General features: G+C 65.9%; 25 protein-coding genes. 8 read left to right on the top strand and 17 right to left on the bottom strand.

The annotated features are described in order from the left end of the window. Positions 1-76 precede the first annotated feature (76 nt). The gene (locus ACQR1D_RS27475; RefSeq protein WP_315803263.1) at positions 77-892 is read left to right on the top strand and encodes an XdhC family protein; all 816 of its coding nucleotides are present in this window, start codon (positions 77-79) and stop codon (positions 890-892) included. 6 nt (positions 893-898) lie between these two features. Here ACQR1D_RS27475 and ACQR1D_RS27470 read toward each other — a convergent pair whose 3' ends face one another. From ACQR1D_RS27470 to lgt, 10 genes are all read right to left on the bottom strand, one after another. Beyond that, positions 899-1,993: an HWE histidine kinase domain-containing protein gene (locus ACQR1D_RS27470; protein ID WP_316177544.1), complete on the bottom strand. Its 1,095-nt coding sequence runs from the start codon at positions 1,991-1,993 to the stop codon at positions 899-901. A 273-nt stretch (positions 1,994-2,266) separates the two neighbouring features. After that, positions 2,267-3,091, bottom strand: a complete 825-nt coding sequence (locus tag ACQR1D_RS27465; protein ID WP_434840237.1) for a carbohydrate ABC transporter permease — start codon at positions 3,089-3,091, stop codon at positions 2,267-2,269. Continuing rightward, complete coding sequence (locus ACQR1D_RS27460; RefSeq protein WP_316177547.1) at positions 3,088-4,023, bottom strand: carbohydrate ABC transporter permease; 936 nt, start codon at positions 4,021-4,023, stop codon at positions 3,088-3,090. Before ACQR1D_RS27460 ends, ACQR1D_RS27465 begins: the two co-directional genes overlap by 4 nt. Then, positions 4,020-5,339, bottom strand: coding sequence for an ABC transporter substrate-binding protein (locus ACQR1D_RS27455; RefSeq protein ID WP_316217516.1), 1,320 nt, complete (start codon positions 5,337-5,339; stop codon positions 4,020-4,022). Before ACQR1D_RS27455 ends, ACQR1D_RS27460 begins: the two co-directional genes overlap by 4 nt. A 124-nt stretch (positions 5,340-5,463) precedes the next feature. Continuing rightward, the gene (locus tag ACQR1D_RS27450; protein WP_434840238.1) at positions 5,464-6,696 is read right to left on the bottom strand and encodes a benzoate/H(+) symporter BenE family transporter; all 1,233 of its coding nucleotides are present in this window, start codon (positions 6,694-6,696) and stop codon (positions 5,464-5,466) included. Between the two features lie 1,113 nt (positions 6,697-7,809). Further along, positions 7,810-8,763: a ribose-phosphate pyrophosphokinase gene (locus tag ACQR1D_RS27445; RefSeq protein ID WP_315803270.1), complete on the bottom strand. Its 954-nt coding sequence runs from the start codon at positions 8,761-8,763 to the stop codon at positions 7,810-7,812. Between the two features lie 186 nt (positions 8,764-8,949). Continuing rightward, positions 8,950-9,582 carry a hypothetical protein gene (locus tag ACQR1D_RS27440; RefSeq protein ID WP_316177552.1) on the bottom strand — a complete coding sequence of 211 codons (633 nt, stop codon included), beginning with the start codon at positions 9,580-9,582 and terminating at the stop codon, positions 8,950-8,952. A gap of 126 nt (positions 9,583-9,708) precedes the next feature. Then, the gene (gene pgeF / locus ACQR1D_RS27435; RefSeq protein ID WP_434840271.1) at positions 9,709-10,455 is read right to left on the bottom strand and encodes a peptidoglycan editing factor PgeF; all 747 of its coding nucleotides are present in this window, start codon (positions 10,453-10,455) and stop codon (positions 9,709-9,711) included. A 20-nt stretch (positions 10,456-10,475) separates the two neighbouring features. Continuing rightward, the gene (locus ACQR1D_RS27430; protein WP_434840239.1) at positions 10,476-11,603 is read right to left on the bottom strand and encodes a class I SAM-dependent methyltransferase; all 1,128 of its coding nucleotides are present in this window, start codon (positions 11,601-11,603) and stop codon (positions 10,476-10,478) included. Further along, the gene (gene lgt / locus ACQR1D_RS27425; RefSeq protein WP_434894188.1) at positions 11,600-12,457 is read right to left on the bottom strand and encodes a prolipoprotein diacylglyceryl transferase; all 858 of its coding nucleotides are present in this window, start codon (positions 12,455-12,457) and stop codon (positions 11,600-11,602) included. Before lgt ends, ACQR1D_RS27430 begins: the two co-directional genes overlap by 4 nt. Positions 12,458-12,713: 256 nt before the next feature. Here lgt and ACQR1D_RS27420 point away from each other — a divergent pair, with 256 nt between their 5' ends. From ACQR1D_RS27420 to ychF, 4 genes are all read left to right on the top strand, one after another. Then, the gene (locus ACQR1D_RS27420; protein WP_315714079.1) at positions 12,714-13,004 is read left to right on the top strand and encodes an accessory factor UbiK family protein; all 291 of its coding nucleotides are present in this window, start codon (positions 12,714-12,716) and stop codon (positions 13,002-13,004) included. A gap of 195 nt (positions 13,005-13,199) precedes the next feature. Further along, a complete protein-coding gene (locus tag ACQR1D_RS27415; protein WP_315803275.1) occupies positions 13,200-13,889 on the top strand; it encodes a 50S ribosomal protein L25/general stress protein Ctc in 690 nt (229 codons plus the stop codon). Positions 13,890-13,961: 72 nt separating this feature from the next. Next, entirely contained in the window at positions 13,962-14,567 is a 606-nt protein-coding gene (gene pth, locus ACQR1D_RS27410; RefSeq protein ID WP_434840240.1) for an aminoacyl-tRNA hydrolase, read from the top strand. 41 nt (positions 14,568-14,608) lie between these two features. Then, positions 14,609-15,706 (top strand): redox-regulated ATPase YchF, encoded by a 1,098-nt coding sequence (gene ychF / locus ACQR1D_RS27405; RefSeq protein WP_434840241.1) that lies wholly within the window; start codon positions 14,609-14,611, stop codon positions 15,704-15,706. A 13-nt stretch (positions 15,707-15,719) separates the two neighbouring features. Here the strand turns inward: ychF and ACQR1D_RS27400 are convergent, their stop codons facing one another. Next, a complete protein-coding gene (locus ACQR1D_RS27400; protein WP_315714083.1) occupies positions 15,720-16,010 on the bottom strand; it encodes a DUF4282 domain-containing protein in 291 nt (96 codons plus the stop codon). Positions 16,011-16,231: 221 nt separating this feature from the next. Between ACQR1D_RS27400 and ACQR1D_RS27395 the strand changes: the two genes are divergently transcribed. The 3 genes from ACQR1D_RS27395 to ACQR1D_RS27385 all read left to right on the top strand — a co-directional run bounded on the left by ACQR1D_RS27395 (position 16,232) and on the right by ACQR1D_RS27385 (position 17,431). After that, complete coding sequence (locus ACQR1D_RS27395; RefSeq protein ID WP_316237660.1) at positions 16,232-16,693, top strand: MaoC family dehydratase; 462 nt, start codon at positions 16,232-16,234, stop codon at positions 16,691-16,693. Continuing rightward, a complete protein-coding gene (locus ACQR1D_RS27390) occupies positions 16,693-17,172 on the top strand; it encodes a MaoC family dehydratase (protein ID WP_434840242.1) in 480 nt (159 codons plus the stop codon). The genes ACQR1D_RS27395 and ACQR1D_RS27390 overlap by 1 nt, the downstream gene beginning before the upstream one ends. A 109-nt stretch (positions 17,173-17,281) precedes the next feature. Further along, positions 17,282-17,431 (top strand): hypothetical protein, encoded by a 150-nt coding sequence (locus tag ACQR1D_RS27385; protein ID WP_315714401.1) that lies wholly within the window; start codon positions 17,282-17,284, stop codon positions 17,429-17,431. Positions 17,432-17,488: 57 nt separating this feature from the next. On the opposite strand, the gene ACQR1D_RS27380 is transcribed toward ACQR1D_RS27385, so the two are convergent. The 6 genes from ACQR1D_RS27380 to ACQR1D_RS27355 all read right to left on the bottom strand — a co-directional run bounded on the left by ACQR1D_RS27380 (position 17,489) and on the right by ACQR1D_RS27355 (position 20,889). After that, a complete protein-coding gene (locus ACQR1D_RS27380; protein ID WP_434840243.1) occupies positions 17,489-17,626 on the bottom strand; it encodes a hypothetical protein in 138 nt (45 codons plus the stop codon). 157 nt (positions 17,627-17,783) lie between these two features. After that, on the bottom strand, positions 17,784-18,197 hold the full coding sequence (locus tag ACQR1D_RS27375) for a hypothetical protein (RefSeq protein WP_315714086.1): 414 nt from the start codon (positions 18,195-18,197) through the stop codon (positions 17,784-17,786). A gap of 151 nt (positions 18,198-18,348) precedes the next feature. Beyond that, the gene (locus ACQR1D_RS27370) at positions 18,349-19,278 is read right to left on the bottom strand and encodes a hypothetical protein (RefSeq protein ID WP_315803281.1); all 930 of its coding nucleotides are present in this window, start codon (positions 19,276-19,278) and stop codon (positions 18,349-18,351) included. 130 nt (positions 19,279-19,408) lie between these two features. Beyond that, entirely contained in the window at positions 19,409-19,849 is a 441-nt protein-coding gene (locus ACQR1D_RS27365; RefSeq protein WP_315803282.1) for a nuclear transport factor 2 family protein, read from the bottom strand. A gap of 192 nt (positions 19,850-20,041) precedes the next feature. Then, entirely contained in the window at positions 20,042-20,308 is a 267-nt protein-coding gene (locus ACQR1D_RS27360) for a hypothetical protein (protein WP_315803283.1), read from the bottom strand. 134 nt (positions 20,309-20,442) lie between these two features. Continuing rightward, positions 20,443-20,889 carry a nuclear transport factor 2 family protein gene (locus ACQR1D_RS27355; protein ID WP_316237601.1) on the bottom strand — a complete coding sequence of 149 codons (447 nt, stop codon included), beginning with the start codon at positions 20,887-20,889 and terminating at the stop codon, positions 20,443-20,445. Between the last annotated feature and the right edge of the window lie 103 nt (positions 20,890-20,992).

Raw genomic sequence — 20,992 nt, 5'->3', positions numbered from 1 at the left:
CTCCCCCACAAGGGGGGAGGGAACAGACTGCCCTCGCGGTTGCACCGCGCCTCTCACGACGACACAGGAGGCAATCATGACGGCAACTGTCGAACTGCTCGATCTCGCCGCGCAGCTCAAGGCCGCCGAGGAAAGCTTCGTGCTCGCCACCGTCGTCCGCACGGTGTCGGTGACGGCCGCGAAGGCCGGCGCCAAGGCGATCATCCGCCCCGACGGCAGCATCGTCGCGGGCTGGATCGGCGGCGGCTGCGCCCGCGGCGCGGTGCTGAAGGCGGCGCGTGAGGCGCTCGCCGACGGCATCCCTCGCATGGTCTCGGTGCAGCCTGAGAACCTGCTCGCCGAGCTCGGCGTCAAGCCGGGCGAAACCAAGGAAGGCGTGCGCTTCGCCGCCAACATGTGCCCGAGCAAGGGCACCATGGATATCTTCGTCGAGCCGGTGCTTCCGCATCCCGCGCTGGTCATTCTCGGCGCGAGCCCGGTCGCGGTCGCGCTCGCCGCGCAGGCCCGGCCGCTCGGCTATCACGTGACGCTGGCGGCGCCGGCGTCCGATCTCGTCACGACACCGCAGGCCGATGTGCTGATCGATGGCTTCGCGCTAGGCCAACCGGCCGGGAGCAGCCGCTTCGTGGTCGTGTCGACGCAAGGCAAGGGCGACGAGGCGGCGTTGCGCGCCGCGCTCGCCTGCGATGCGGCCTACCACGCCTTCGTCGGCAGCCGCCGCAAGATGGACAGCCTGCGCGACAAGCTGATCAAGGACGGCATCGACGCCGCGCTGCTCGACGAGGTCAAGGCGCCCGCCGGCCTCGATCTCGGCGCCATCACGCCGGAGGAGATCGCGATGTCGATCCTGGCCGAGATCACGCAGGTGCGCCGGCGCGGCCAGCGCGGCTGAATTCCGTCATGGCGCGAGCGGCAGGTCGAACGAGACCCTGAGCCCATCCGGCGCGAAGTCGCGCGTGACCTCGCCCTTCAGCGCGGCGCCGAGAATGCGCTCGAACAGCAGCGAGCCGAAGCCGTTGCTCGCAGGTGGGGAGACCTGCGGCCCGCCGTTCTCCTCCCAGGACAGCTTGAGCCGTCCGTCGGCATGGGTCCAGCTCAGCGTCACCTGTCCTGCATCGTTCGACAGCGCGCCGTATTTCACCGCGTTGGTGACGAGCTCGTGCAGCCCCATCGACAGATACAGCGCGACGCCCGGCGCAAGCGGCACGGCCGGGCCGTCGACCGCGACACGGTCGCCTTGCAGCGGCGCCAGCTCGGCGCAGACCAGCTCATCGAGCGCGATCGCCTCCCGGCCGCGATCCAGCGCCAGCGCGTGGCTGCGCGTCAGCGCGGCAATGCGGCCGCGCAGCACCTCGCCGAACTCGGCCAGCGCCGAATCGGCGCGGATGCTGAGCGCGATCACGCTGTCGACCAACGCCAGCGTGTTCTTGACACGGTGATTGAGCTCATGGACGAGCACGCGATGATGCTGCTCGACCGTGCGCCGCCGCGCATTCTCGGTGCGCAGCGCGATCTCGTCCATCACGATCTCGCTGAGCTCGGTGAGCTGGGCGATGTCGTCGTCGCTCCACGGCCGCGGCTCGTGATCGATGGCGCAGAGCGCGCCGATCACCTCGCCGCTCGGCAGCCGCAGGGGGACGCCGAGATAGGCGATCACGCCGAGAACCGGCACCGCGAGATTGTCCCTCACCAGCGGATGCTCGTTGGCGTCGCTGATCACCAGCGGCTGCGCCGAGGTCACGACGTGCTGGCAGAAGGAGTGGCTGAGCGGCGTCTCGCGCAGCGACGCCCACGGCTCGCACAGGCCGACCGAGCTCTTGAAGAACTGCCGGTCGCGATCCACCAGCGCGATGATCGCCGCCGGGGCCTGCAGCAGCCGCGAGGTCAAACGGGTGACGCGATCGAAGCCCGGCTCCGGCGGCGAGTCGAGCAGCTCGGTCTGCAACAGGGCAGTCAATCGGTCTGGCGCGGAGGCGTCGCGATCGGACGTCATGCAGCTTTCGTCGGTCTGGCGTTCAGCCGGTGATGGATTGCACGACGGGCCGGGCGGAGCGCAAATCCGGAGCCGGTCGATCGTGCGGCGCAGTGGTATTCGGCTGGAACGAAGCCGGCACGGAGACGAGATGAAACCGTCAACGCGGTCACCGCCGCGCCGCAGGCGCGGGGCGAATCCCGGTTCCACGCAGGTAACCAAGTGGCAGACTATGGCCTGACCAAGGCAAGTTTGGCATTCCGTCGCGGCTCTCTTTGGTATGCATTATACCCGTCAGCCGCCCTTGACCGCACCCGCCGTCAGGCCGGCCACGATCTGCCGCTGCGCGAACACGGTCAGCAGCAGCACCGGCAGGGTCACGATCAGCGCGGCCGCCGCAAGCGGCCCCCAGGAGAGCTGATCGAACGAGATCATGTTGTAGACCGCGACCGGCAGGGTGCGGGTCTCGCGCCCGGCCAGCACGATGCCGAACACGAAATTATTCCAGGAGAAGATCACCGCGAGGATGAAGGCGACGGCGAGGCCGGGCTTCGCCACCGGCAATGCCACGTGGCGGAAAATCTGCCAGCGCGTCGCGCCATCGATACGTGCGGCTTCCTCGAGCTCGATCGGCGTGGTCTCGAAATAGCCGATCATGATCCAGATCACGATCGGCACGGTGACGACGAGATGGATGATGATCTGCGGCCATAGCGTGCCGAGCAGGCCGAGCCACTGGAACAAGAGGAACAGCGGGATCAGATAGGACAGGCCCGGCGTGATGCGCGCGATCAGGATCACGATCGCCGATTTGTGCGCGGCCATGCGGGCGATGCCGTAGCCGGCGGGCACGCCGACCAGCATCGCCAGCGCCGTCGCGCCGCCAGTCACCAAGAGGCTGTTCCTGAAGTAGGTGAAGAAACGGTTGGACGACAGCACGTCGGCATAGTTCTTCCAGGCGAAGTGTTCCGGCCAGAACACCGGCGGATAGGCGGCGTTGTCGACCTCGAACTTGACCGACAGCGAGATCATCCAGAGGAAGAACAGGATCGCCGGCGAGACGATCAGGAAGACGCCGAGCGCAAGGGCGAGCCGGCCGAGGATGGTCTGCGCGCTCATGTGTCGCTCCCCAGCGCATTCCACTGTGCGCGCCGGCGCAGCATCAGCAACAGTGCGGTCAGCGCCACGATCAGCGCGAAGAACACCACCGCGATCGCCGAGGCATAGCCGAGGTCGTAATAGACGAAGGCGACGCTGTAGAGGTAGAGGTTGATGGTCTCCGACGCCGAGCCCGGACCGCCTTGCGTGATTGCGAAGATGATGTCGAAGCTCTTGATCGCGTCGATGGCGCGGATCATCGCGGCGATGAACAGGAACGGCATGATCAGCGGCAGGGTGATGTAGCGGAACATCTGCCAGGTGCTGGCGCCGTCGATCTGTGCGCTCTCGTAAGGTTCGGTCGGCAGCGAGGCGATGCCGCCGAGCACGATCAGCATCACCAGCGGCGTCCATTGCCAGGTCTCGACCAGCACCAGCGACGGAATCACGGTGGCCGGATGGAACACCCAGAGCTGCGGCGGCAGGCCGACGAGCGACAAGAGATAGTTCAGGATGCCGAGCTGCGGGTGGAACATCATCGTCCACACCAGCGCGATCGCGACCGGTGTCGCCATCATCGGCATGATGAACAGCGCGCGCAACAGCCCGCGTCCGGGGAAACGCGCATGGAAGATCACCGCCGCGAAGGTGCCGAGCACCAGCGGCAGCAGCACGGAGAGAGCCGTGTAGGACAGCGTGTGCCCGACCGACTCGACGAAGCGCGGGTCGGCCGGCAGCCGGATATAGTTCGACAGCCCGACGAAGGTCGTGGGCGAACCGACCTTCCACTCCTGGAAGCTCATCCAGATCGTGAACAGCCAGGGAAAGATGATCACCGCGAGCACGGTGACCAGCGCCGGCACCACGAACGGCCAGTAGGACGGCGGTCGCAATGCACGTTCCGGCGCAGCAGTGTCCGCTGCCGCGCCGGCCTGTTCGACGATCGTGCTCACGCTTTCTCGCTGCGCTCCAGGATCGGGCGGAACTGCTCGTGCGCCTTCTTCAGCTCGGTCGCGGGATCGGCGCCCGACAGCGTGGCGGTCAGCGCCGCACCGACGAGATCGCGGAATTCGGCGACGGGAATGATCACGGGCAGGCCGAGCTTGCTGATCTTGCCGGAGTCGATCGCCGACTGCAGCCACTCCTTCGGCATCTTCACGCCGCCCTGCACCCCGGGGTCGTTGAGCACCGAGTTGCGGAACGGCACGCCGCCGCCGGCCTGCACCAGGCGGGCGCCCTGCGGCTTCGACACCAGCCACTGGCACAGCAGCCAGGCGGCTTCCTTGTTCTTGCTCGCAGCCGCAATGCCGATGCCGTCGCCATAGGTCGCCGAGTACTGTCCCTTCGGTCCGGCGGGCACCACGGTGTAGCCGACCTTGCCGACCACGCGCGAAGCATTGGGATCCTCCAGCGGCGGCGCCCAGCCGACGCCGTCGATCCACATCGCCGAGCGCCCTTGCGTGAACGAGGCCATCGACTCCATCCAGTTGAAGCCGGCGACGCCCGGAGGCGCGCAGGTCGTCAGCAGCTTCTGATAAAGCTTGGTGGCTTCGATGGCTTCCGGGCCGTCGGTCAGGATGTTGCCCTTGGCGTCCAGGAACTCGCCGCCATAGTTGAGGAAGAAGTTGGTCCACAACGTCATGTTGGCGTTGCGCAGGCCGCGGCCGACGAAGCCGAAGATGCCGTCCTTGGCATCCGTCAGCTTCTGCGCCGCCGTGACCATCTCGTCGAGCGTCTTCGGCACCTCGATGCCCTTCTTCGCGAACAGCTCCTTGTTGTAGTAGAGGATGAAGTAGTCCACCGACCACGGCAGCGAGAACATGCGGCCCTTGTCGTTGCTGGCGTAACTCAGGCCGGCGGCGGAGAAATCGCTCTGCACGAGGTCCGGCGCGGTGAGGTTCGGATCCTTCATCATGTCGGTGATGTCGGCGAGCCAGCCGGCCTTCTCGAACTGCCGCTTCTGCACGTGATAGCTGAGATGGACGACGTCGAAGCTCGGCTTGCCCGACGACAGTTCGATCACGACCTTCTGCCGCTGCTGCTGCTCCGGGATTTGCTCGGATTCCACCTCGATGCCGGTCAGTGCGGTGAATTCCTTGATGTTCTTCTGCAGATTGTCGCCGCGCGGCCCCTTGGCGAGGATCACCTCGAGCCTGGTGCCGGCATATTTCTTCCACTGCGGCTCCGACCAGGCGGGCTGGCCGGTAAGCGCAAGCGCGCCTGCTGCTGCCGTACCCGCAAGCATGTTGCGGCGCGTGATCGCGGTCATCATATCCTCCCAGAAGACTTTTTGTTTGGTCGTGAAGTGTAGCGCGATCCAGCGACGCTGCAACAGCATGGTGCCCGTTCGGCTGGGGATGCGACGACAGCGCGTGGTGCGCCGCGGCAATCCGTTATGCGCCCGATGCGGCGGTGAAATCCGCCCGCTCCAGCAGCCACGAGATTGCAAAGCCTGCCACGAGTCCCCAGAACGCCGCGCCGATATTGAGCAGGGGCACGTCGGCCACGGTGACGAGGAAGGCGATCAGCGCGCCGAGGGAGAAGTTGGTCCTGAACGCGGTCACGAACGCGGTCTGCAGCACGCGCAGCATGGCGAGGCCCGCCAGCGCGGTGATCAATGATTTCGGCGCGATCAGCAGCAGCGTGGTGAAGGTCGGCGCCAGCAGGCCGAAGCCGAGCGCCAGCACGCCGACGACCATCGCCGCGGTATAGTGGCGCTTGCGCTCGCCGCCGGAGACGACGATGGCGTTGGTCGGCCCGGTCAGGCAGGTCGACACGCCGCCCACGATCGCCGCGAGCGCCGAGCCGATGCCACAGGCGACGGTCACCACATTGACCGGCGGCTTGTGGCCGGCAGCGGTCAGCACCGCAAAGCCCTGGCCGTTCTGCACCACCAGCACGGTGACCGCGAGCGGCACGATCAGCTCGATCATGGCCGCGAGCGACCAGGATGGCGTCGGGATCACCGGATGGATCAGCGCGATCTGCAGCGAGGCATTCTGATCATACTTGCCGAACAGGAGAGCCGCGAGCGTGCCGACGACGAGCGCGCCGATGATCGGCGGGCAGCGCCGGCCCAGCGCAGGGAGTGCGGTCAGCAGCAGCCAGAGCACGACCATCGGCCCGGCGATGGCGAAGTCGGTGAACACGGCGCGGACGAGATCGAGGCCGAAGCGCAGGAATACGCCAGCGACCATGCCCATCACGATCGGCATCGGCACCAGTTGCATCGCGCGCTTGACCCAGCCGGTGAGCCCGAGCACCAGCATCAACAGCGCGGTGCCGTAGAAGGCGCCGACCACCTGCGGGAAGCTCAGATGCGTCAGCGACTGGCCGACCAGGACGGTGCCCGGAATGGTCCAGAACAGCACCAACGGCTCGCGATAGCGCCACGACAGCGCGAGCGTGATCAGCCCGTTGATGAAGAACACGCCGAAGATCCACGACGCGATCTCCGCCTGCGACAGCCCGCCATTGGCGCCGACCGACAGGATGATGGCGACCGGCCCGGTAATCGCGAACAGCCAGCCGATGAAGCCGTGCGAGGCATACAGCGGGCCGAAATCGCTGATGATCTGGCCGAGGCCGGGCGGCGGGGCCGCGGGGCGTTCGATGGCGCTGAACATGGAGGGGCGGGGCTCGGTGTGTGTTCTTGTTGTTGTCCTTGGCGTCGTAGGGGATGTTTTGGCCGAACGGGACGAGCTGTGCAAGGCGTTGGGCTGATCGGCGGATTACGCTGCGCTAATCCGCCCTACGGGTTTGAGCGTAGGGCGGATTAGGCGAAGCCGTAATCCGCCGCGTCTCTCCGCGTCAGTGTCCGTTCGGTCCAGCGCGTGCCCGTCGCCCAAATCACGCTTCTCTCCGCAAGTCCTGTCCAGCCCTTCGGATAAAAATAAATCGCTGGAGGTTTCGCCAAATCAGCATTATGGTCCGGGCCGTTCCGTTGCGTCGGAGGGGACGTATCGCGGTCGTCACGGACGTCGGCAGCGGAATGCGATGGGCGGGTCGGGTCGCAGCGTGGCGGATGCCGCGCCGACGAACGATCCGGCACGCACGGTCAAGTCGCACGGTCCTGACACCCCGACGCTGGTGTCACGCCTGTGCCGGCGCTCACGCGCCGCGCGGGCAACGGTGGCCAGAAAGCCCGGTGCACCGGGGAGACTGCGAAGCAGCCGTAAAGCCATCGCGCAGGGAGGGCCGGGTGTGTTCGGCCAGACCTGTGGTACCTGCCGCCTGCATTTTTTTGAGCAGGCGGGCCACGGGCGCGGCCAGCGCCCGGCCTTCCCTGCGCCCTCCACCAAGAGGGCGATGCTGTGATCAAAGCTCGGACGCAACACGCGCCGCGAGATCGCGGAGGCTTATGCGCAAGTCCTGTCGGATATTGTCCTGATGAAAGATACCACAGGCGTCATTGCGAGCGGAGAGAAGCAATCCAGGATCCTTCAGAGGAGGCAGTCTGGATTGCTTCGTCGCTGCGCTCCTCGCAATGACGGGAGTGTGGGGCAGGCCCTTTGCCCAAACACCAGCGTCATCGCCCGGCTTGCCGCCTTCGCTGAAGCTGCGGCGCGCCCAAAGTGCTCTTGGCCGCGTCAAAGCCGAAGGCGAAGACGGGACCGGGCGATCCAGTAAAGGGAGATGGCTGTGATTGATCGAGGCGCCGCGGCGTACTGGATTCCCCGCTTTCGCGGGGAATGACAGTGGAATTTGATGATGACGTTCTTGCCGTACGAGAGACGATATCAGTCGAACAGGCTCGACACCGACTCTTCGGCAGCGGTTCGCCCGATCGCCTCGGCGATCAGCGGCGCGATCGGCAACGTGCGGATGTTCGGCGCGTTGCGGACGGCTTCGGTCGGCATGATGGAGTCAGTGATGACGAGCTCCTTCAGGCGCGAGGAGGTGATGCGGCTCGCCGCTCCACCGGAGAGCACGCCGTGGGTGATGTAGGCGTAGACGTCCTTGGCGCCGTGCTTGAGAAGCGCATCGGCCGCGTTCACCAGGGTGCCGCCGGAGTCGACGATGTCATCGACAAGGATGCAGGTGTGGCCGGAGACTTCGCCGATCACGTTCATGACCTCGGACTCGCCGGGACGCTCGCGGCGCTTGTCGACGATGGCGAGCGGCGTGTTGATGCGCTTGGCGAGGCCACGCGCGCGCGCCACGCCGCCGACGTCGGGCGATACGACCATGAGGTTGGAGAGATCGAACCGATCCTTGATGTCGCGCACCATCAGCGGCGAAGCATAGAGATTGTCGGCCGGGATGTCGAAAAAGCCCTGGATCTGCAAGGCATGCAGGTCGAGCGTCATGACGCGGTCGACGCCGGCATGGGTGATCAGGTTGGCGACGAGCTTGGCCGAGATCGGCGTGCGCGAGGCAGATTTTCGATCCTGCCGCGCATAGCCGAAATAGGGCACCACGGCGGTGATGCGGCGCGCGGAGGCGCGGCGCAGCGCATCGGTGATGATCAGGAGCTCCATCAAGAGGTCGTTCGCCGGATAGGACGTCGATTGAATGATGAAGACGTCGGAGCCGCGGACGTTCTCCTGGATCTCGACGAAGATCTCCATGTCGGCGAAGCGCCGGACCACCGCCTTCGTCAGCGGCAGCCCGAGCTCAGCGGCGATGCCGGCGGCGAGAGCCGGATTGGAGTTGCCGGCGACGAGTTTGATGGAGCCGTTCTTGGCCGACATCGTGAATTCTCCTCGCGTCTCGCTGGAGACCTTGTTCAGCATATCGGGCTATCCATGGAACCGGCAGTTTTGCACGGGCGAGGTGATATCAAGGACACCGCGCGCATGGCAACCCGCCGCAAGTGTTTTTCCCGGTCAAACGGCTGTTTTTCCCGGTCAAAAACGGCGCAAAATGCGCCTCCTTGCCTAACGGTCGGTGTAGCCGAGGGCCGCGACGCTGGTGCCGCCGGACGCCGGCGATGCGGGCTCGGCCACGGCGACCGCAGGGCCGCGGGTGGCCGGTGCCACCGGGGGCGCGCCGTCGACGGGCGCGGTGCCGTTCAGCATGTTCGAAAGTCCGCTGAAGCCGGCCTGCGCGATTTTCCGAAGCACCATGTCGTCGACATTGTTCCACGGATCGCGGCCGCCGCGTCCGACCGGCTCTTCGCCCGACAGCCGCAGCGCGCGCTGCTGATTGCGATCGTAGACGTCGAACACCCAGGCGATCACGCCCTTGCCGCCGACGACCTGGGCGGAGAGATAGGTGCGGACACGATACGCTGCAGGGGCCTCGCGCGACACGATGGCGAGACTGCGCAGCTTGGACTCGCTGTCGAGCACGCTGACCATGCGGTCGAAGATTTGCGGCGGCGGGCCGTCGATCTGCTCGAAGGCGATCGTGGCGTTATCCGATGCAGGCGCCATCGCGTAGGCGTTGGACGGACCACCGCTGGTCGCGCAGCCGCCGAGCGCTGCAGCGGACGTGATCAGCAAAACGGCAACGCAGGCGTGCTGCGCAGCGCGGCTGATCCGTCGAAGTGGTGTCGGCGCTCCCCTCATCGTCGGGAGCGATATCGTTAAAATCGATTAACGTCTAGGTCGCGGCTGCCACAGATTGGGACAGAGTGCATTCAGTTGTACAGAAAGGGTTAAGCAATCCACATGCGGCCACAATCGCGCCCAGCTTCAGCCTTCGAGCATGATGGCATGGACGTGCCGGCCATAGTCCGGCTCGTTGCGATGGACCGAGCGGCGGTAACTGAAGAAGCGCTCGTCGACATAGGTGTCGAGGCCGATATCGTCGATCAGCAGCACGCCGGCGTTTTCCAGCCGCATCCGGATGAAGCCGGCCAGGTCGAACATCGCGTGGCCGTCGCGCGCCGACGGCAGGAAGAAGCGCGCGTGCTCGGCGTCGTCGTCGAGGAAGCGCGTGACGAACTCGGCGCCGACCTCGTAGCTCGGCTGGCGGATCAGGGGGCCGATCGCGGCAATGATCCGGCTGCGCTCTGCGCCGAGCTCCTCCATCGCCTGCAGCGTGGCTTCGAGCACGCCGGTGAGCGCACCTTTCCAGCCCGCATGGGCCGCGCCGATGACGCGCTTATGCGGGTCGACGAACAGGATCGGCCCGCAATCGGCCGTGGTGACGCCGATCGCGAGATTCGGCGTCGCGGTCACCAGCGCATCGGCCTTCGGCCTGACGGGGCCGTCCCAGGGCCCGGTCGCAACCACGACGTCGGGCGAATGAATCTGGTGCAGGCTGAGGAACTGGTCGGGCGCGACGCCGAGATGGGCGGCCATGCGGCGGCGGTTTTCACGGACGTTCTCCGGCACGTCATGCGATCCGAGCCCGCCATTGAGGCCGGCATAGATGCCGTCGGAGACGCCGCCCTCGCGGGTGAAGAAGGCATGGCGCAGGCCAGGGACCGCGGACATCACATCCGATGATACCAGCATCACGCGCCTCCCGTCTTCTCGTTGGTGTGCTCGTCGCTGATGCCCGCCAGCACCGGAATGGCCGGATCGGAGATGCCGAGCACCTTGAACAGCGACCCCATTCCGCCGCGGCCGCCGCCGGTCAGGCGCTTCAGCCCGCTCGCGATGTCCTCCGAGACTTCCGGCGAGGCCTTCTGCATCAGGGTCAGCGCGCGGGTTTCGATGCCGAGCCGCTGCAGGAACTCGCCCTGCGTGACCGGGCCGTGAACGCGCGCGCCGACGGCTTCCGCGGCCCGCGCCAGCGCGTCGAAATCGACATGGGCGGTGATGTCGGCAAGCCCCGGCGTCTTCAGGGGATCGGCGAAGCTATGGCGGGCGATGGCCTGGAAGGTGTCGCCGACGTCGCTGCGCACATGGCCGTAATCGATGATGACGGCGGCGCCGCGCTGGTCGCGGATGCGCCTGGCGATGGCCATCATCTCCATGTTCGGCCGCCATTCGAAGATCGCGCCGGCCGGCGCGGCGCGCACCAGCGGCGGCAGCAGCAGCTCGAAGCCGGGCGTTGGATCCGCGGCCGCGCCGTAGACGAAGTTCTCCTCCTCGTCGAGCTCGACCACGCGCTCGTGCCAGCCGGTCTCGCGCCTGATCATCTGGTGGATCGGCAGCACGTCGAAATACTCGTTGGCGAAGATGACGCTGGGGCCCTCCGGCACCTCGTCGAAGCTCTCGTGCCAGTTGATGTTGCGCAGGCCGGTCAGCGTCGCCTTCTGCTTTTCGCGCAGGACAGGATTGACCTCGACCAGGTGGACCGAGATCGTCTGGTACAGCGGCGGCAGCACGCGCAGCGCCCGCAGGGCATCCGACATCATGGTGCCGCGGCCGGGTCCCAGCTCGATCAGCCGGAATTGCTGCGGCGATCCCGTCGCCTTCCAGATCGAGGCCGCCCACAGCCCGAGCAGCTCGCCGAACATCTGGCTCACTTCGGGGGCGGTGGTGAAGTCGCCCTCGCGTCCGAGCGGATCGCGCGAGACGTAGTAGCCGTGCTCCGGATGCATCAGGCACAGCTCCATGTAGCGCCAGACCGGCATCGGGCCGGATGCCTTGATCAGCCGCTTGATCTCGGTGTGGAGCGGAGAGGTTTCGATCACGGATTGGCCTGCGGCGGGGGAGTGGCTTGACGACTCTCAGGCCTGCGGAGCGCCCGCGCCACCAGGATGGCGCCGATGATCAGCATCGGCACCGACAGCACCATGCCCATGGTCAGGCCACCCCAGAGAAAGCCCAATTGCTTGTCGGGCTCGCGGAACAGCTCGCTGGTGATGCGCGCCACGCCGTAGAGGGTGATGAAGCTGCCGAGGATCAGGCCGGGCCGTTTCAGCGCGCCGAACCGGATCATGATCGCCAGCACGATGAACAGCACGATGCCTTCGAGGCCGGCCTCGTAGAGCTGGCTCGGATGGCGCGGGAGGTGGGTCGGATCGCGCGGGAAGATCATCGCCCAGGGAACGCTTGCATCGGCGGCACGGCCCCACAGCTCACCATTGATGAAATTGGCGATGCGGCCGAGCAGCAGGCCGATGGGCGCGACCGCGGTGGTGACGTCGCCGAGCGAGATGATCGGCAGGCCGTTGCGGCGGGCGAACCAGATCACGGCGAGCACACAGCCCATGAAGCCGCCATGAAACGACATGCCGCCGTTCCACAGTTGGAAGATCTCCAGCGGGTGCTCGATGAAGAACGGCAGGTTGTAGAACAGCACGTAACCGGTGCGGCCGCCGAGGATGATGCCGATCGTGACCCATAGGATGAAGTCGTCGAGCTGGACCAGCGACACCGGCGCCGGGCCGCCCCACAGCCGCTCTTTCTTGAGCAGCGAGCGCGCGTAGAGCCAGCCGATGACGATGCCGCAGATATAGGCCAGCGCGTACCAGCGGATCGCGAACGGGCCGATGGCGATCGCAACCGGATCGAACACGGGGAAATCGATGAGGAGAGGCGTCATTCACTGGCTTTCGTGGGCACGGCGTCCCGCTTCCGGAAGCCCGCGGGCGATGCGGGCTTCGAACGAGCTCCGCCACATGAACGGGCGCGGCGCGATGTGATCTCAGGGCTGCTCATACCAGCGCCGCGGGCCGGCGCAACAAGTACGATGACAAGGAAACCAAGGCATGACAAGACGGCCCATCTTGCGGGCGGCGACAGGGATCGCCATTCTGTCTTCCATCATCGTGCTCGTCGCGGGACGCGGAGTTTCTCACATGACTCAGACCAACAACCGGTTTTTCGACGAACTCGGCCGCCTGATGAACGATGCCGCAGGTGCCGCCCAGGGCATGAAGCGGGAGGTCGATTCCGTCATCCGCAACCAGGCGGAAAAGATCCTGAACGATCTGGACATCGTGAAGCGCGAGGAGTTCGAGGCGGTCAAGGACATGGCCCGGCTCGCCCGCGAGGAGAACGAGGCGCTGAAGGCGCGGATCGCGGCGCTGGAGGCCAAGCTGGGTGGCGCGGCCGGCACGCCGCCGGGCGCCGGCAGCGCGGACGGCTGACCCGCGCGCGAAATACCTCCGGAGAGTTGGTGGGATGAAGGGGCCGCCGGTCCCTTCATTTCCTTGTCATTTCCCGGGTTTGCCGCTAGAACGCCGCCACGTCCGCGGCCCCCGCACCCCTGGAGGCTTGCCGAAGGACGTCCAGCAACGGGCCGCATCGCGGCCTTTAACTTTTTAAAACAAGGACTTAACACGATGGCGACCGTCAGAGAACTGAAGGCGACCGCCCGTCCGTCAGTCGGCAAGGGGGCCGCACGGGCAGAGCGTCGCGCCGGGAGAGTGCCCGGAGTGATTTATGGAGACAACCAGCCCCCGCTGCCGATCTCGGTGGAAGACCGCGAGCTGCGCCAGCGCATCCTCGCAGGCCGGTTTCTGACCACGATCTTCGACGTCACCCTCGACGGCAAGAAGCACCGGGTGATCCCGCGCGACTTCCATCTCGATCCGGTCAAGGACTTCCCGATCCACGTCGACTTCATGCGGCTCGGCCAGGGCGCGACCATTCGCGTCAGCGTGCCGCTGCACGTGGTGGGCTCGGAAGGCGCGCCGGGCGTGAAGCGCGGTGGCACCGTCAACATCGTGACCCACACGCTCGACCTCGAGTGCCTCGCGGAGAACATCCCGCAGTTCATCGAGGCCGACGTCAGCGCGCTCGAGATCAACCACTCGCTGCACATCTCCGACGTCAAGCTGCCGACTGGCGTGAAGACGCTGTCGCGCGACGACGCGACGCTCGTCACCATCGTGCCGCCATCGGGCTATGGCGAGGAGCAGAAGGCTGCTGCTGGCGCTGCCGCGGCGCCCGCTGCTGCTGCTCCGGCTGCCGCTGCGAAGGCTCCCGCGGCCGCGGCCAAGGCGCCGGCTGGCGGCGACAAGAAGAAGTAAGCCGTTCCGCTTCTGGGAAGCGCGGGCGGGTCCCGTGCTTCCCGAAGCGACGGCGGGTGCGGATGCCGCGTCATGCTGCTGTTTGTCGGCCTCGGCAATCCCGGCGCGAAATATGCGCGCAACCGGCACAATATCGGCTTCATGGCCGTTGACGAGATCGCGCGGCGTCACCGCTTCTCGCCGTGGCGGCGCAGGTTTCAAGGCGAGACGTCCGAAGGCACACTCGACTCCGAACGCGTCATTCTCCTGAAGCCGACCACCTATATGAACGAATCCGGCCGCGCGGTGCAGGAAGCGGCCAGCTTCTTCAAGCTCGGCGTCGGCGACGTCACCGTGTTTCAGGACGAGCTCGAACTGCAACCGGGCAAGCTGCGCGTGAAGGTCGGCGGTGGCATTGCTGGTCATAACGGACTGCGTTCGATCTCGGCGCATCTGGGCAACGACTACCGCCGCGTCCGGCTCGGCATCGGCCATCCCGGCGTCAAGGAGCTGGTGCATGGGCACGTGCTGTCGGACTTTGCCAAGTCCGACATGCCGTGGGTCGAGGCGCTGTGCGAGGCGGTGGCCGACAATGCTGAATTGTTGACGGGCCGGCGCGACTCCACCTTCGCCAACAAGGTGCATCTGGCGCTGCAGGCCAAAGGTTTTCTGGACAAGGGCGATGCCGGCGCCGCGTAAGGCGCCCCGGGCCGTCGCCCCAAGAGGATGCGAGACGGATCATGGGATTCAAATGCGGGATCGTCGGCTTGCCCAACGTCGGCAAGTCGACGCTGTTCAATGCGCTGACGGAGACGGCGGCGGCGCAGGCCGCGAACTATCCGTTCTGCACCATCGAGCCGAATGTCGGCGAGGTCGCGGTGCCAGACCCCAGACTCGAGAAGCTCGCGGCGATCGCCAAGTCGGGCCAAATCATTCCGACGCGGCTGACCTTCGTCGACATCGCGGGCCTGGTGCGCGGTGCCTCCAAGGGTGAAGGCCTCGGCAACCAGTTCCTCGCCAACATCCGCGAGGTCGATGCGATCGCGCATGTCGTGCGTTGTTTCGAGGATTCCGACATCACCCACGTCGAGGGTAAGATCGCCCCGCTCGCCGACATCGAGACCATCGAGACCGAGCTGATGCTGTCCGATCTCGACAGCCTCGAGAAGCGGGTCGACAACCTCGCCAAGAAGGCCAAGGGCGGCGACAAGGACGCCAAGGAGCAGTACGAGCTCGTCACCCGTGCTCTCGAGCTGCTGCGCGACGGAAGGCCGGCGCGGCTGCTGGAGCGCAAGCCCGAGGAGGAGCGCGCCTTCGGCATGCTCGGACTGCTCACCTCCAAGCCCGTGCTCTACGTCTGCAACGTCGAGGAAGGCTCGGCCAAGGACGGCAACAGCTTCTCAAAGGCGGTGTTTGAGCGTGCCAAGGAGGAGGGCGCAGTCGCCGTCGTGATCTCCGCCAAGATCGAATCCGAGATCGCGACGCTGTCGCGCGAGGAGCGGGTGGATTTCCTGGAGACGCTCGGGCTCGAAGAGGCAGGTCTCGATCGGCTGATCCGCGCCGGCTATCAGCTGCTCGACCTGATCACCTACTTCACGGTCGGTCCGAAGGAAGCGCGCGCCTGGACCATTCACCGCGGCACCAAGGCCCCGGCGGCGGCTGGCGTCATTCACACCGACTTCGAGAAGGGCTTCATCCGCGCCGAAACCATTGCCTATGCCGACTATGTCGCGCTCGGCGGTGAGGCGGGCGCGCGCGAGGGCGGCAAGCTGCGCCTCGAAGGCAAGGAGTATGTCGTCGCCGATGGCGACGTCATGCACTTCCGCTTCAACAACTAAGGCCGCATGGCGGCTACATCCGCCCCTGTTCGCGGATTGCGCCGAGGTGCTCGTTGATGCGGAAGACGATCAGCACGAACTCGGCGATGATGCGCGAGAACACCATGCCGACGATGATGCCGGCGAGGGACGACAGCAGCATCAGGAAACCGCCGAACGGGCTGATCGCCATCTCGGAGAGGCCCGTGAAAATGCCGCGAATTCCCGACAGGATGATCAGCGCAATCACGAGCCAATAGAACGTCTTGATGATGGTGGGCGTGATGAAGCGGTCCCACTGGAACAAATCGCGAAATTCCAACATCCTGATCCCCCGGCCACGTCCGAATCGGTCGTCAAATCCGTCTTTAAGTCGTGCTCGAATTGCGCGCCAGACGGCATCGGCGGCAGCCGAATTCATTCCGGTATATGGCGCCTTCTGGCACTCTCTTGCGACTGGACCGGGCGTCAGCCATGCGAGCGGCCCGGTTGTGATTGCTGCAAAGTGCGGCCACAATCGGGCTTCTTTCAGCCATTCCCAACCTCATGACCCTCACCTTCGAAGATTTTCCGCAAGGCCCGTTCGGCAGCTTCGGCCCGCGACACGTCACCCGCGATGAGATCATCGCCTTCGCGTCTGAGTTTGATCCGCAGCCGATGCATCTGGACGAACTGGCCGCCTCGCAGTCGATGCTCAAGGGCCTGTCCGGTTCGGGCTGGCACCTCTGCTCGCTGATGATGCGCATGATGTTCGACGGCTTCATCGGCCGCACCGCCTCGCTCGGCTCGCCGGGCGTCAACGAGGTCAGGTGGTTGTCGCCGTTGCGTCCTGACGATGAGCTGATGCTCGATGTGGAGGTTCTGGAAGCGCGGGTGTCGCGGAGCCGTCCGTCGACGGGGATCGTCACCTTCAGGTGCAGCGTGCGCAACGAGGCGGGCTTGAGACTCTGCGAGATGGTCTCTCCGATCATCGTCGAGCGCCGCGAGAGCCGCGGGCAGGTGGGCTGATGCGCTTCTTCGAGGATATTCAGGTTGGCCAGCGCCGCGAGCTCGGCTCCTACACGTTTACGGCCGATGAGATTAAGCGGTTCGCCGTTCAATTCGATCCGCAGCGTTTTCACCTCGACGAGGAAGAGGGCCGCCGATCGCTGTTCGGCGGGCTCGCGGCATCGGGATGGCACGTCGGATCCGTCTGCATGAAGCTGATCGTCGCAGACAACCAGCGTCTCCTGGAGATCGCGCGCTCGCGCGGCGAGCCGGTCGTTCTCGGAGGTCCTTCTCCCGGCTTTCGTGAGCTGCGCTGGCACAAGCCGGTGCTTGCAGGCGATACGATCAGCTTCTCGAGCGAGATTGATTCGCTTCGCGCGTCGGCCTCGCGCCCCGAATGGGGCATCCTGCAAGCGCGCAACACCGGCATCAATCAGCGCGGCGAGCTGGTGTTCTCGGTGCTTGCGTCGGCCTTTGTCCCGAGGCGGAACAACGGTTGAGGCGAAAAGGTCACGCTTCGTAGGATTGTCGGCACGGAACGAAGTTCGCGCTAACGCATTCTGAACTCGGACTCTATAAGACAGCCAATCAGGGATCAGGATGTGGGGGATGAGTATGGCAGATCGCGGTGGTCTGAAACTCCTCGGCTTTATCTTTGCCAGCGTGACGCTCGCGGTGATGCTCGCGACGGGAATGGTCGTGAAGGGCTATGCCGACGGTTCTTACTCGCTGGAGACGTCAGCGACGATCAACGAGTAGCGCCTTAACTACTCGTTAACCAGAACAGGACCGGGCGGTCCTGTTCGCAGAGGCGGTCTAGCGGCTCCAGATGAGCACCATGACCGCCATGGCCACCAGCAGCAATCCGACGAAGCGGACCATGATGATCCCGATCCGCTGAGGCTCAGGCCTCAGGGGAATCGGATCGGCGTCGTCCGGCCGGATCGTTTCCATGAAAGCGACACCCCCCTGACGCAACCTGCCCGCCGCGAGAGCGGCGGGAGCTGGTCGCGGGAGGGCCGCGGCGCGTTCAAGGACGTGGCGCTGCAAAGGCAAAGACCGCCGCGCGATGGCTCGCACGGCGGTCCGCTTCAAGCTCCGGAAAGAACGATCAGCTGCTGCGCAGGCCGTCGGCGGCGCGCTTCCACTGCGTCACGTTCTCGGCGATGGCCCGGGTCGACTTCATCGCCGCCTGGCTGAGCTGCGCATAGCTCGCGATCTCGCGCTGCACCCGCTGGCCCTCGGCATGCAGCAGCTCGCGCAGGCTCTCGAGCTCCCCGATCAGGTTCTCGATCTCCGACAGCGAGGTGCCGGCGACGCGCTGGATCAGCGTGGTGACGCTGTTCACCGCTGCATCGGCGTCGATCGAGGCCTCGGCCGTGGCGGCCGCATTGGGACGGCGCAGATAGGCGATATCGTTACGGACGAAATCACGAATGCCGGCCTCGACTTCGGAGACCGCCGCCAGATCCGTATCCAGCTCGGCTTCAGTTCCATCGATCTTGTCCGGACGAATGACATTCATCGGCTAATTCCTCATTTCGCGTTCAAGCGAGCGCGGTGTCCCCGCACGACGAACTTCTCAAAGCCTATCAGTGCGGCCAAATTGGGCCGCACCGCGGCGAAGCTGCGGCGATCGTTCGATCATTCGTGGCGGGCTGCCGCAATGGTGAACGTCACCAGCTCCGCTTGAAGCCGGCCGAGATGCTCTTGCTGGTGCCGCCCTGCGCGGTCTCGCTGACCGAGCCGGAGACGCTGAGACCATCCGATAGCTTCTGCTCGGCGCCGACCTTGCGCAGCCATTTGTCGTCGCCCGACGACAAGGTCTGTCCTGCGGTGACGCTGGTGCCGGTGTCGCCAATGGAGAGCCTGGCGGACTGCTCGGTGTCGAAGCTGCGGCTGGTCTTCGGCGCCGCGCCGGGAATCGGCACCATGCCCTGCTGGGTGACGTTGTAGCCGTTCTGTAGGGTCAGATTGTAGTGATCGATCGGCACCGCCTTGGTGATGGTGGTGCCGAGCCGGCTCTGATCCGAGCCGGGATCGACGCGGGCCTCGATGGCGGTCTTGTCCCAGATCGCGCCGGCACCCGGCGCGGTGACGGCCGCCCAGGCCGAGCCGCCGGACTCCGGAGCATTGCCGCCGTTCTCGGCCTTCTCCGCCAGCAATTCCGACATCGTGGTCGGCTGCCGCGCGACCGTCATGTCGGCGCCGACGCGGGCGTCCCAGAACGGCGACACCGACTGCTTGACCGACACGCCCGAGGCAAGGCTGCCCTTGTTCTGGTTCGACCAGTCGAGCGCGGCGGCCTTCTCGGCGGCGGCCTTGCGCTTCGCCGCGGCAGCGGCCTCGGGACGGTCGAGAAAGGTGGTGTCGTCGATCGCGAGCTGGCTCCAGTCGAGCTTCTCGACGTCGATGTCCTGCATCGGGTCGGCTGCCGCCACCTGGTCCTCGGACTTGTCCTCGTCCTCGGGCTCCGGCGCGATCTGCTGCCACGGCGCGATCTGCAGCGGCTGCGGCGCCTGCATCAGCGTCTGCGCATCGGCGGCGGACGCAAGAAGCCCGAAGCCGGCCGTGAAAACCGCCAGCGCGCAACCATACGATGTCATGAGAGCAACCCCCGCCGCCCGAACCTGTGTGCCGGAATATGGTGGAATCTTGGCGCAAAATTATGGCTGCGCCAGTCACGATGTGTTGGGTTGCCGGTGACTGTGACCACAATCCAACAGGCAGGGCGGCTCAGGCGAAGCTGCCGATGCGCGGCAGGTCGATCGGGCGGCCGAGCGTCTGCTCGACCAGGTCGAACGTATCGATCAGGATCCGCAGCCGGGCGAGCTTGCCGGCGCGGAATTGCATGAATTGCGCGAGCCGCGCCGTGATCGGCTTGTCGGAATCCTGCGCCGTCATCGCGCAGCGGACCATGGTCGCCGCGCTGGTCTCGTCCAGCATCAGGGTCTCGCGCTCGATCCGCCGGATGCTCACATGCTCGGCGATCTGCCTGACGGCGTCGAGCACGGCGGCGCGGCCGTGCCGGGCGCCGAGGAAGGGAAACATGTCGATCGGGCCGTAGATGGCCCAGTCGATGTCGTCGTCGAGAAGCGCGGCGAAATCGTCGAAATGGCGGTCGTTGATCGCGCCATGCAATGCGCGCGACAGACGCCAGAGGCTGTGCTCCGTCATCGGGTCGGGATCCTGAACTGGCTTGCGAGGGGGCGCGCCGGCCTTGAGGCGACGTCGAAACGACGTCGCGCCGGGGCGCCGAATCTATCTCTCTTACGCCTCACATAAATCAACCACCTGCGCGCGCAATGGTTGTTTTTGCATTGCACAAATGCGCGCCGCTACCGGTCCCGCGCGCGGGCGCCGGGGCCGTCAGCGTCCTTCGTGCTGCAACCGCTGCTGCGCGATCGCGACCTCGTGCTCCCGGAAGGCGGCCAGGCCGAACAGGGTCGCGCCGGCGAGACCGCCGATCAGGGCGCCGAGCGGCATGAAGGTGAAGAACACCAGCATGCCCGCATAGCCTTCGAACTCGCTGGTGTTGAACAGCTCGATCCAGGCCAGTCCAAGCCCGATTCCAATCGTCGCGCCGCCGACGACGCCCATCACCAGTCCGGCCATCGCCAGGAATGCTATTCTCATGTCACCGATGCCCCGTATACCACCGCTGATGGGGTGCGGAGCCGGGGCCACAGGTTCAAGGCAATGCAGCAGCCGTCGGTGACGTTTGCGTGATCGGCAGGCTCGGCCCGTCGTCGGCCACGGCTGCGCCGGCGTCAGGGCCGGGCGGCGCCCGCGATCAGCAGCCGGCTGAGATCGCATTCCAGCACCTGCTGCACCAGGTCGTAGGTGTCCATGATCTCGCGGATGCGGGCGACGCGGCCGTCGCGCAGCGTATAGAAGGCGGCGAGGTCGTACTGCACGATGCGGTCGTTGTCGCGCTTGCGCAGGAAGATGCGCAGATCGACGGCGACCTGGTCGGCTTCGCAGATCATGGTCTTGATCTCGTGCCGGACCTCGGCATAGCGGCTGCGGGACGTCTCCCACATCTGCCGCACCTCGGCCTTGCCCCGGCGGCGGCCGAGATGGGGGAAGATGTCGATCGGCGCCGAGGCGAAGTGCTCGATGTCGTCGGTGCACTGCGCCAGCACGCTGTCGAAATCGCCGGCGGCATGGGCCTCGAGCAGCCTGCGCACACGCTGCTTGTTGATGTGCTCGATCATCCTGTCTCCACTGACGGGACTACCCGCGTCGGCGATGTCGTTCTGGAGATGCCGGCGCGCGGCCGTCAACCACCTGTGTAACCGTCGGCCAGCTCTATGCGCC

It is taken from the genome of Bradyrhizobium sp. HKCCYLRH2047 (assembly GCF_051168175.1).
GTDB lineage: Bacteria > Pseudomonadota > Alphaproteobacteria > Rhizobiales > Xanthobacteraceae > Bradyrhizobium.
The sequence above is the reverse complement of the archived record's forward strand: the minus strand, read 5'-3'. Positions and strand labels throughout refer to the sequence as shown.

Excerpts from the sequence above, each read along its gene's own strand:
- ACQR1D_RS27475 (WP_315803263.1), top strand. The coding sequence starts at position 77 with ATGACGGCAACTGTCGAACTGCTCGATCTCGCCGCGCAGCTCAAGGCC.
- ACQR1D_RS27470 (WP_316177544.1), bottom strand. The coding sequence starts at position 1,993 with ATGACGTCCGATCGCGACGCCTCCGCGCCAGACCGATTGACTGCCCTG.
- ACQR1D_RS27465 (WP_434840237.1), bottom strand. The coding sequence starts at position 3,091 with ATGAGCGCGCAGACCATCCTCGGCCGGCTCGCCCTTGCGCTCGGCGTC.
- ACQR1D_RS27455 (WP_316217516.1), bottom strand. The coding sequence starts at position 5,339 with ATGACCGCGATCACGCGCCGCAACATGCTTGCGGGTACGGCAGCAGCA.
- ACQR1D_RS27450 (WP_434840238.1), bottom strand. The coding sequence starts at position 6,696 with ATGTTCAGCGCCATCGAACGCCCCGCGGCCCCGCCGCCCGGCCTCGGC.
- ACQR1D_RS27445 (WP_315803270.1), bottom strand. The coding sequence starts at position 8,763 with ATGTCGGCCAAGAACGGCTCCATCAAACTCGTCGCCGGCAACTCCAAT.
- ACQR1D_RS27440 (WP_316177552.1), bottom strand. The coding sequence starts at position 9,582 with ATGAGGGGAGCGCCGACACCACTTCGACGGATCAGCCGCGCTGCGCAG.
- pgeF (WP_434840271.1), bottom strand. The coding sequence starts at position 10,455 with ATGTCCGCGGTCCCTGGCCTGCGCCATGCCTTCTTCACCCGCGAGGGC.
- lgt (WP_434894188.1), bottom strand. The coding sequence starts at position 12,457 with ATGACGCCTCTCCTCATCGATTTCCCCGTGTTCGATCCGGTTGCGATC.
- ACQR1D_RS27420 (WP_315714079.1), top strand. The coding sequence starts at position 12,714 with ATGACTCAGACCAACAACCGGTTTTTCGACGAACTCGGCCGCCTGATG.
- ACQR1D_RS27415 (WP_315803275.1), top strand. The coding sequence starts at position 13,200 with ATGGCGACCGTCAGAGAACTGAAGGCGACCGCCCGTCCGTCAGTCGGC.
- pth (WP_434840240.1), top strand. The coding sequence starts at position 13,962 with ATGCTGCTGTTTGTCGGCCTCGGCAATCCCGGCGCGAAATATGCGCGC.
- ychF (WP_434840241.1), top strand. The coding sequence starts at position 14,609 with ATGGGATTCAAATGCGGGATCGTCGGCTTGCCCAACGTCGGCAAGTCG.
- ACQR1D_RS27400 (WP_315714083.1), bottom strand. The coding sequence starts at position 16,010 with ATGTTGGAATTTCGCGATTTGTTCCAGTGGGACCGCTTCATCACGCCC.
- ACQR1D_RS27395 (WP_316237660.1), top strand. The coding sequence starts at position 16,232 with ATGACCCTCACCTTCGAAGATTTTCCGCAAGGCCCGTTCGGCAGCTTC.
- ACQR1D_RS27390 (WP_434840242.1), top strand. The coding sequence starts at position 16,693 with ATGCGCTTCTTCGAGGATATTCAGGTTGGCCAGCGCCGCGAGCTCGGC.
- ACQR1D_RS27385 (WP_315714401.1), top strand. The coding sequence starts at position 17,282 with ATGAGTATGGCAGATCGCGGTGGTCTGAAACTCCTCGGCTTTATCTTT.
- ACQR1D_RS27380 (WP_434840243.1), bottom strand. The coding sequence starts at position 17,626 with ATGGAAACGATCCGGCCGGACGACGCCGATCCGATTCCCCTGAGGCCT.
- ACQR1D_RS27375 (WP_315714086.1), bottom strand. The coding sequence starts at position 18,197 with ATGAATGTCATTCGTCCGGACAAGATCGATGGAACTGAAGCCGAGCTG.
- ACQR1D_RS27370 (WP_315803281.1), bottom strand. The coding sequence starts at position 19,278 with ATGACATCGTATGGTTGCGCGCTGGCGGTTTTCACGGCCGGCTTCGGG.
- ACQR1D_RS27365 (WP_315803282.1), bottom strand. The coding sequence starts at position 19,849 with ATGACGGAGCACAGCCTCTGGCGTCTGTCGCGCGCATTGCATGGCGCG.
- ACQR1D_RS27360 (WP_315803283.1), bottom strand. The coding sequence starts at position 20,308 with ATGAGAATAGCATTCCTGGCGATGGCCGGACTGGTGATGGGCGTCGTC.
- ACQR1D_RS27355 (WP_316237601.1), bottom strand. The coding sequence starts at position 20,889 with ATGATCGAGCACATCAACAAGCAGCGTGTGCGCAGGCTGCTCGAGGCC.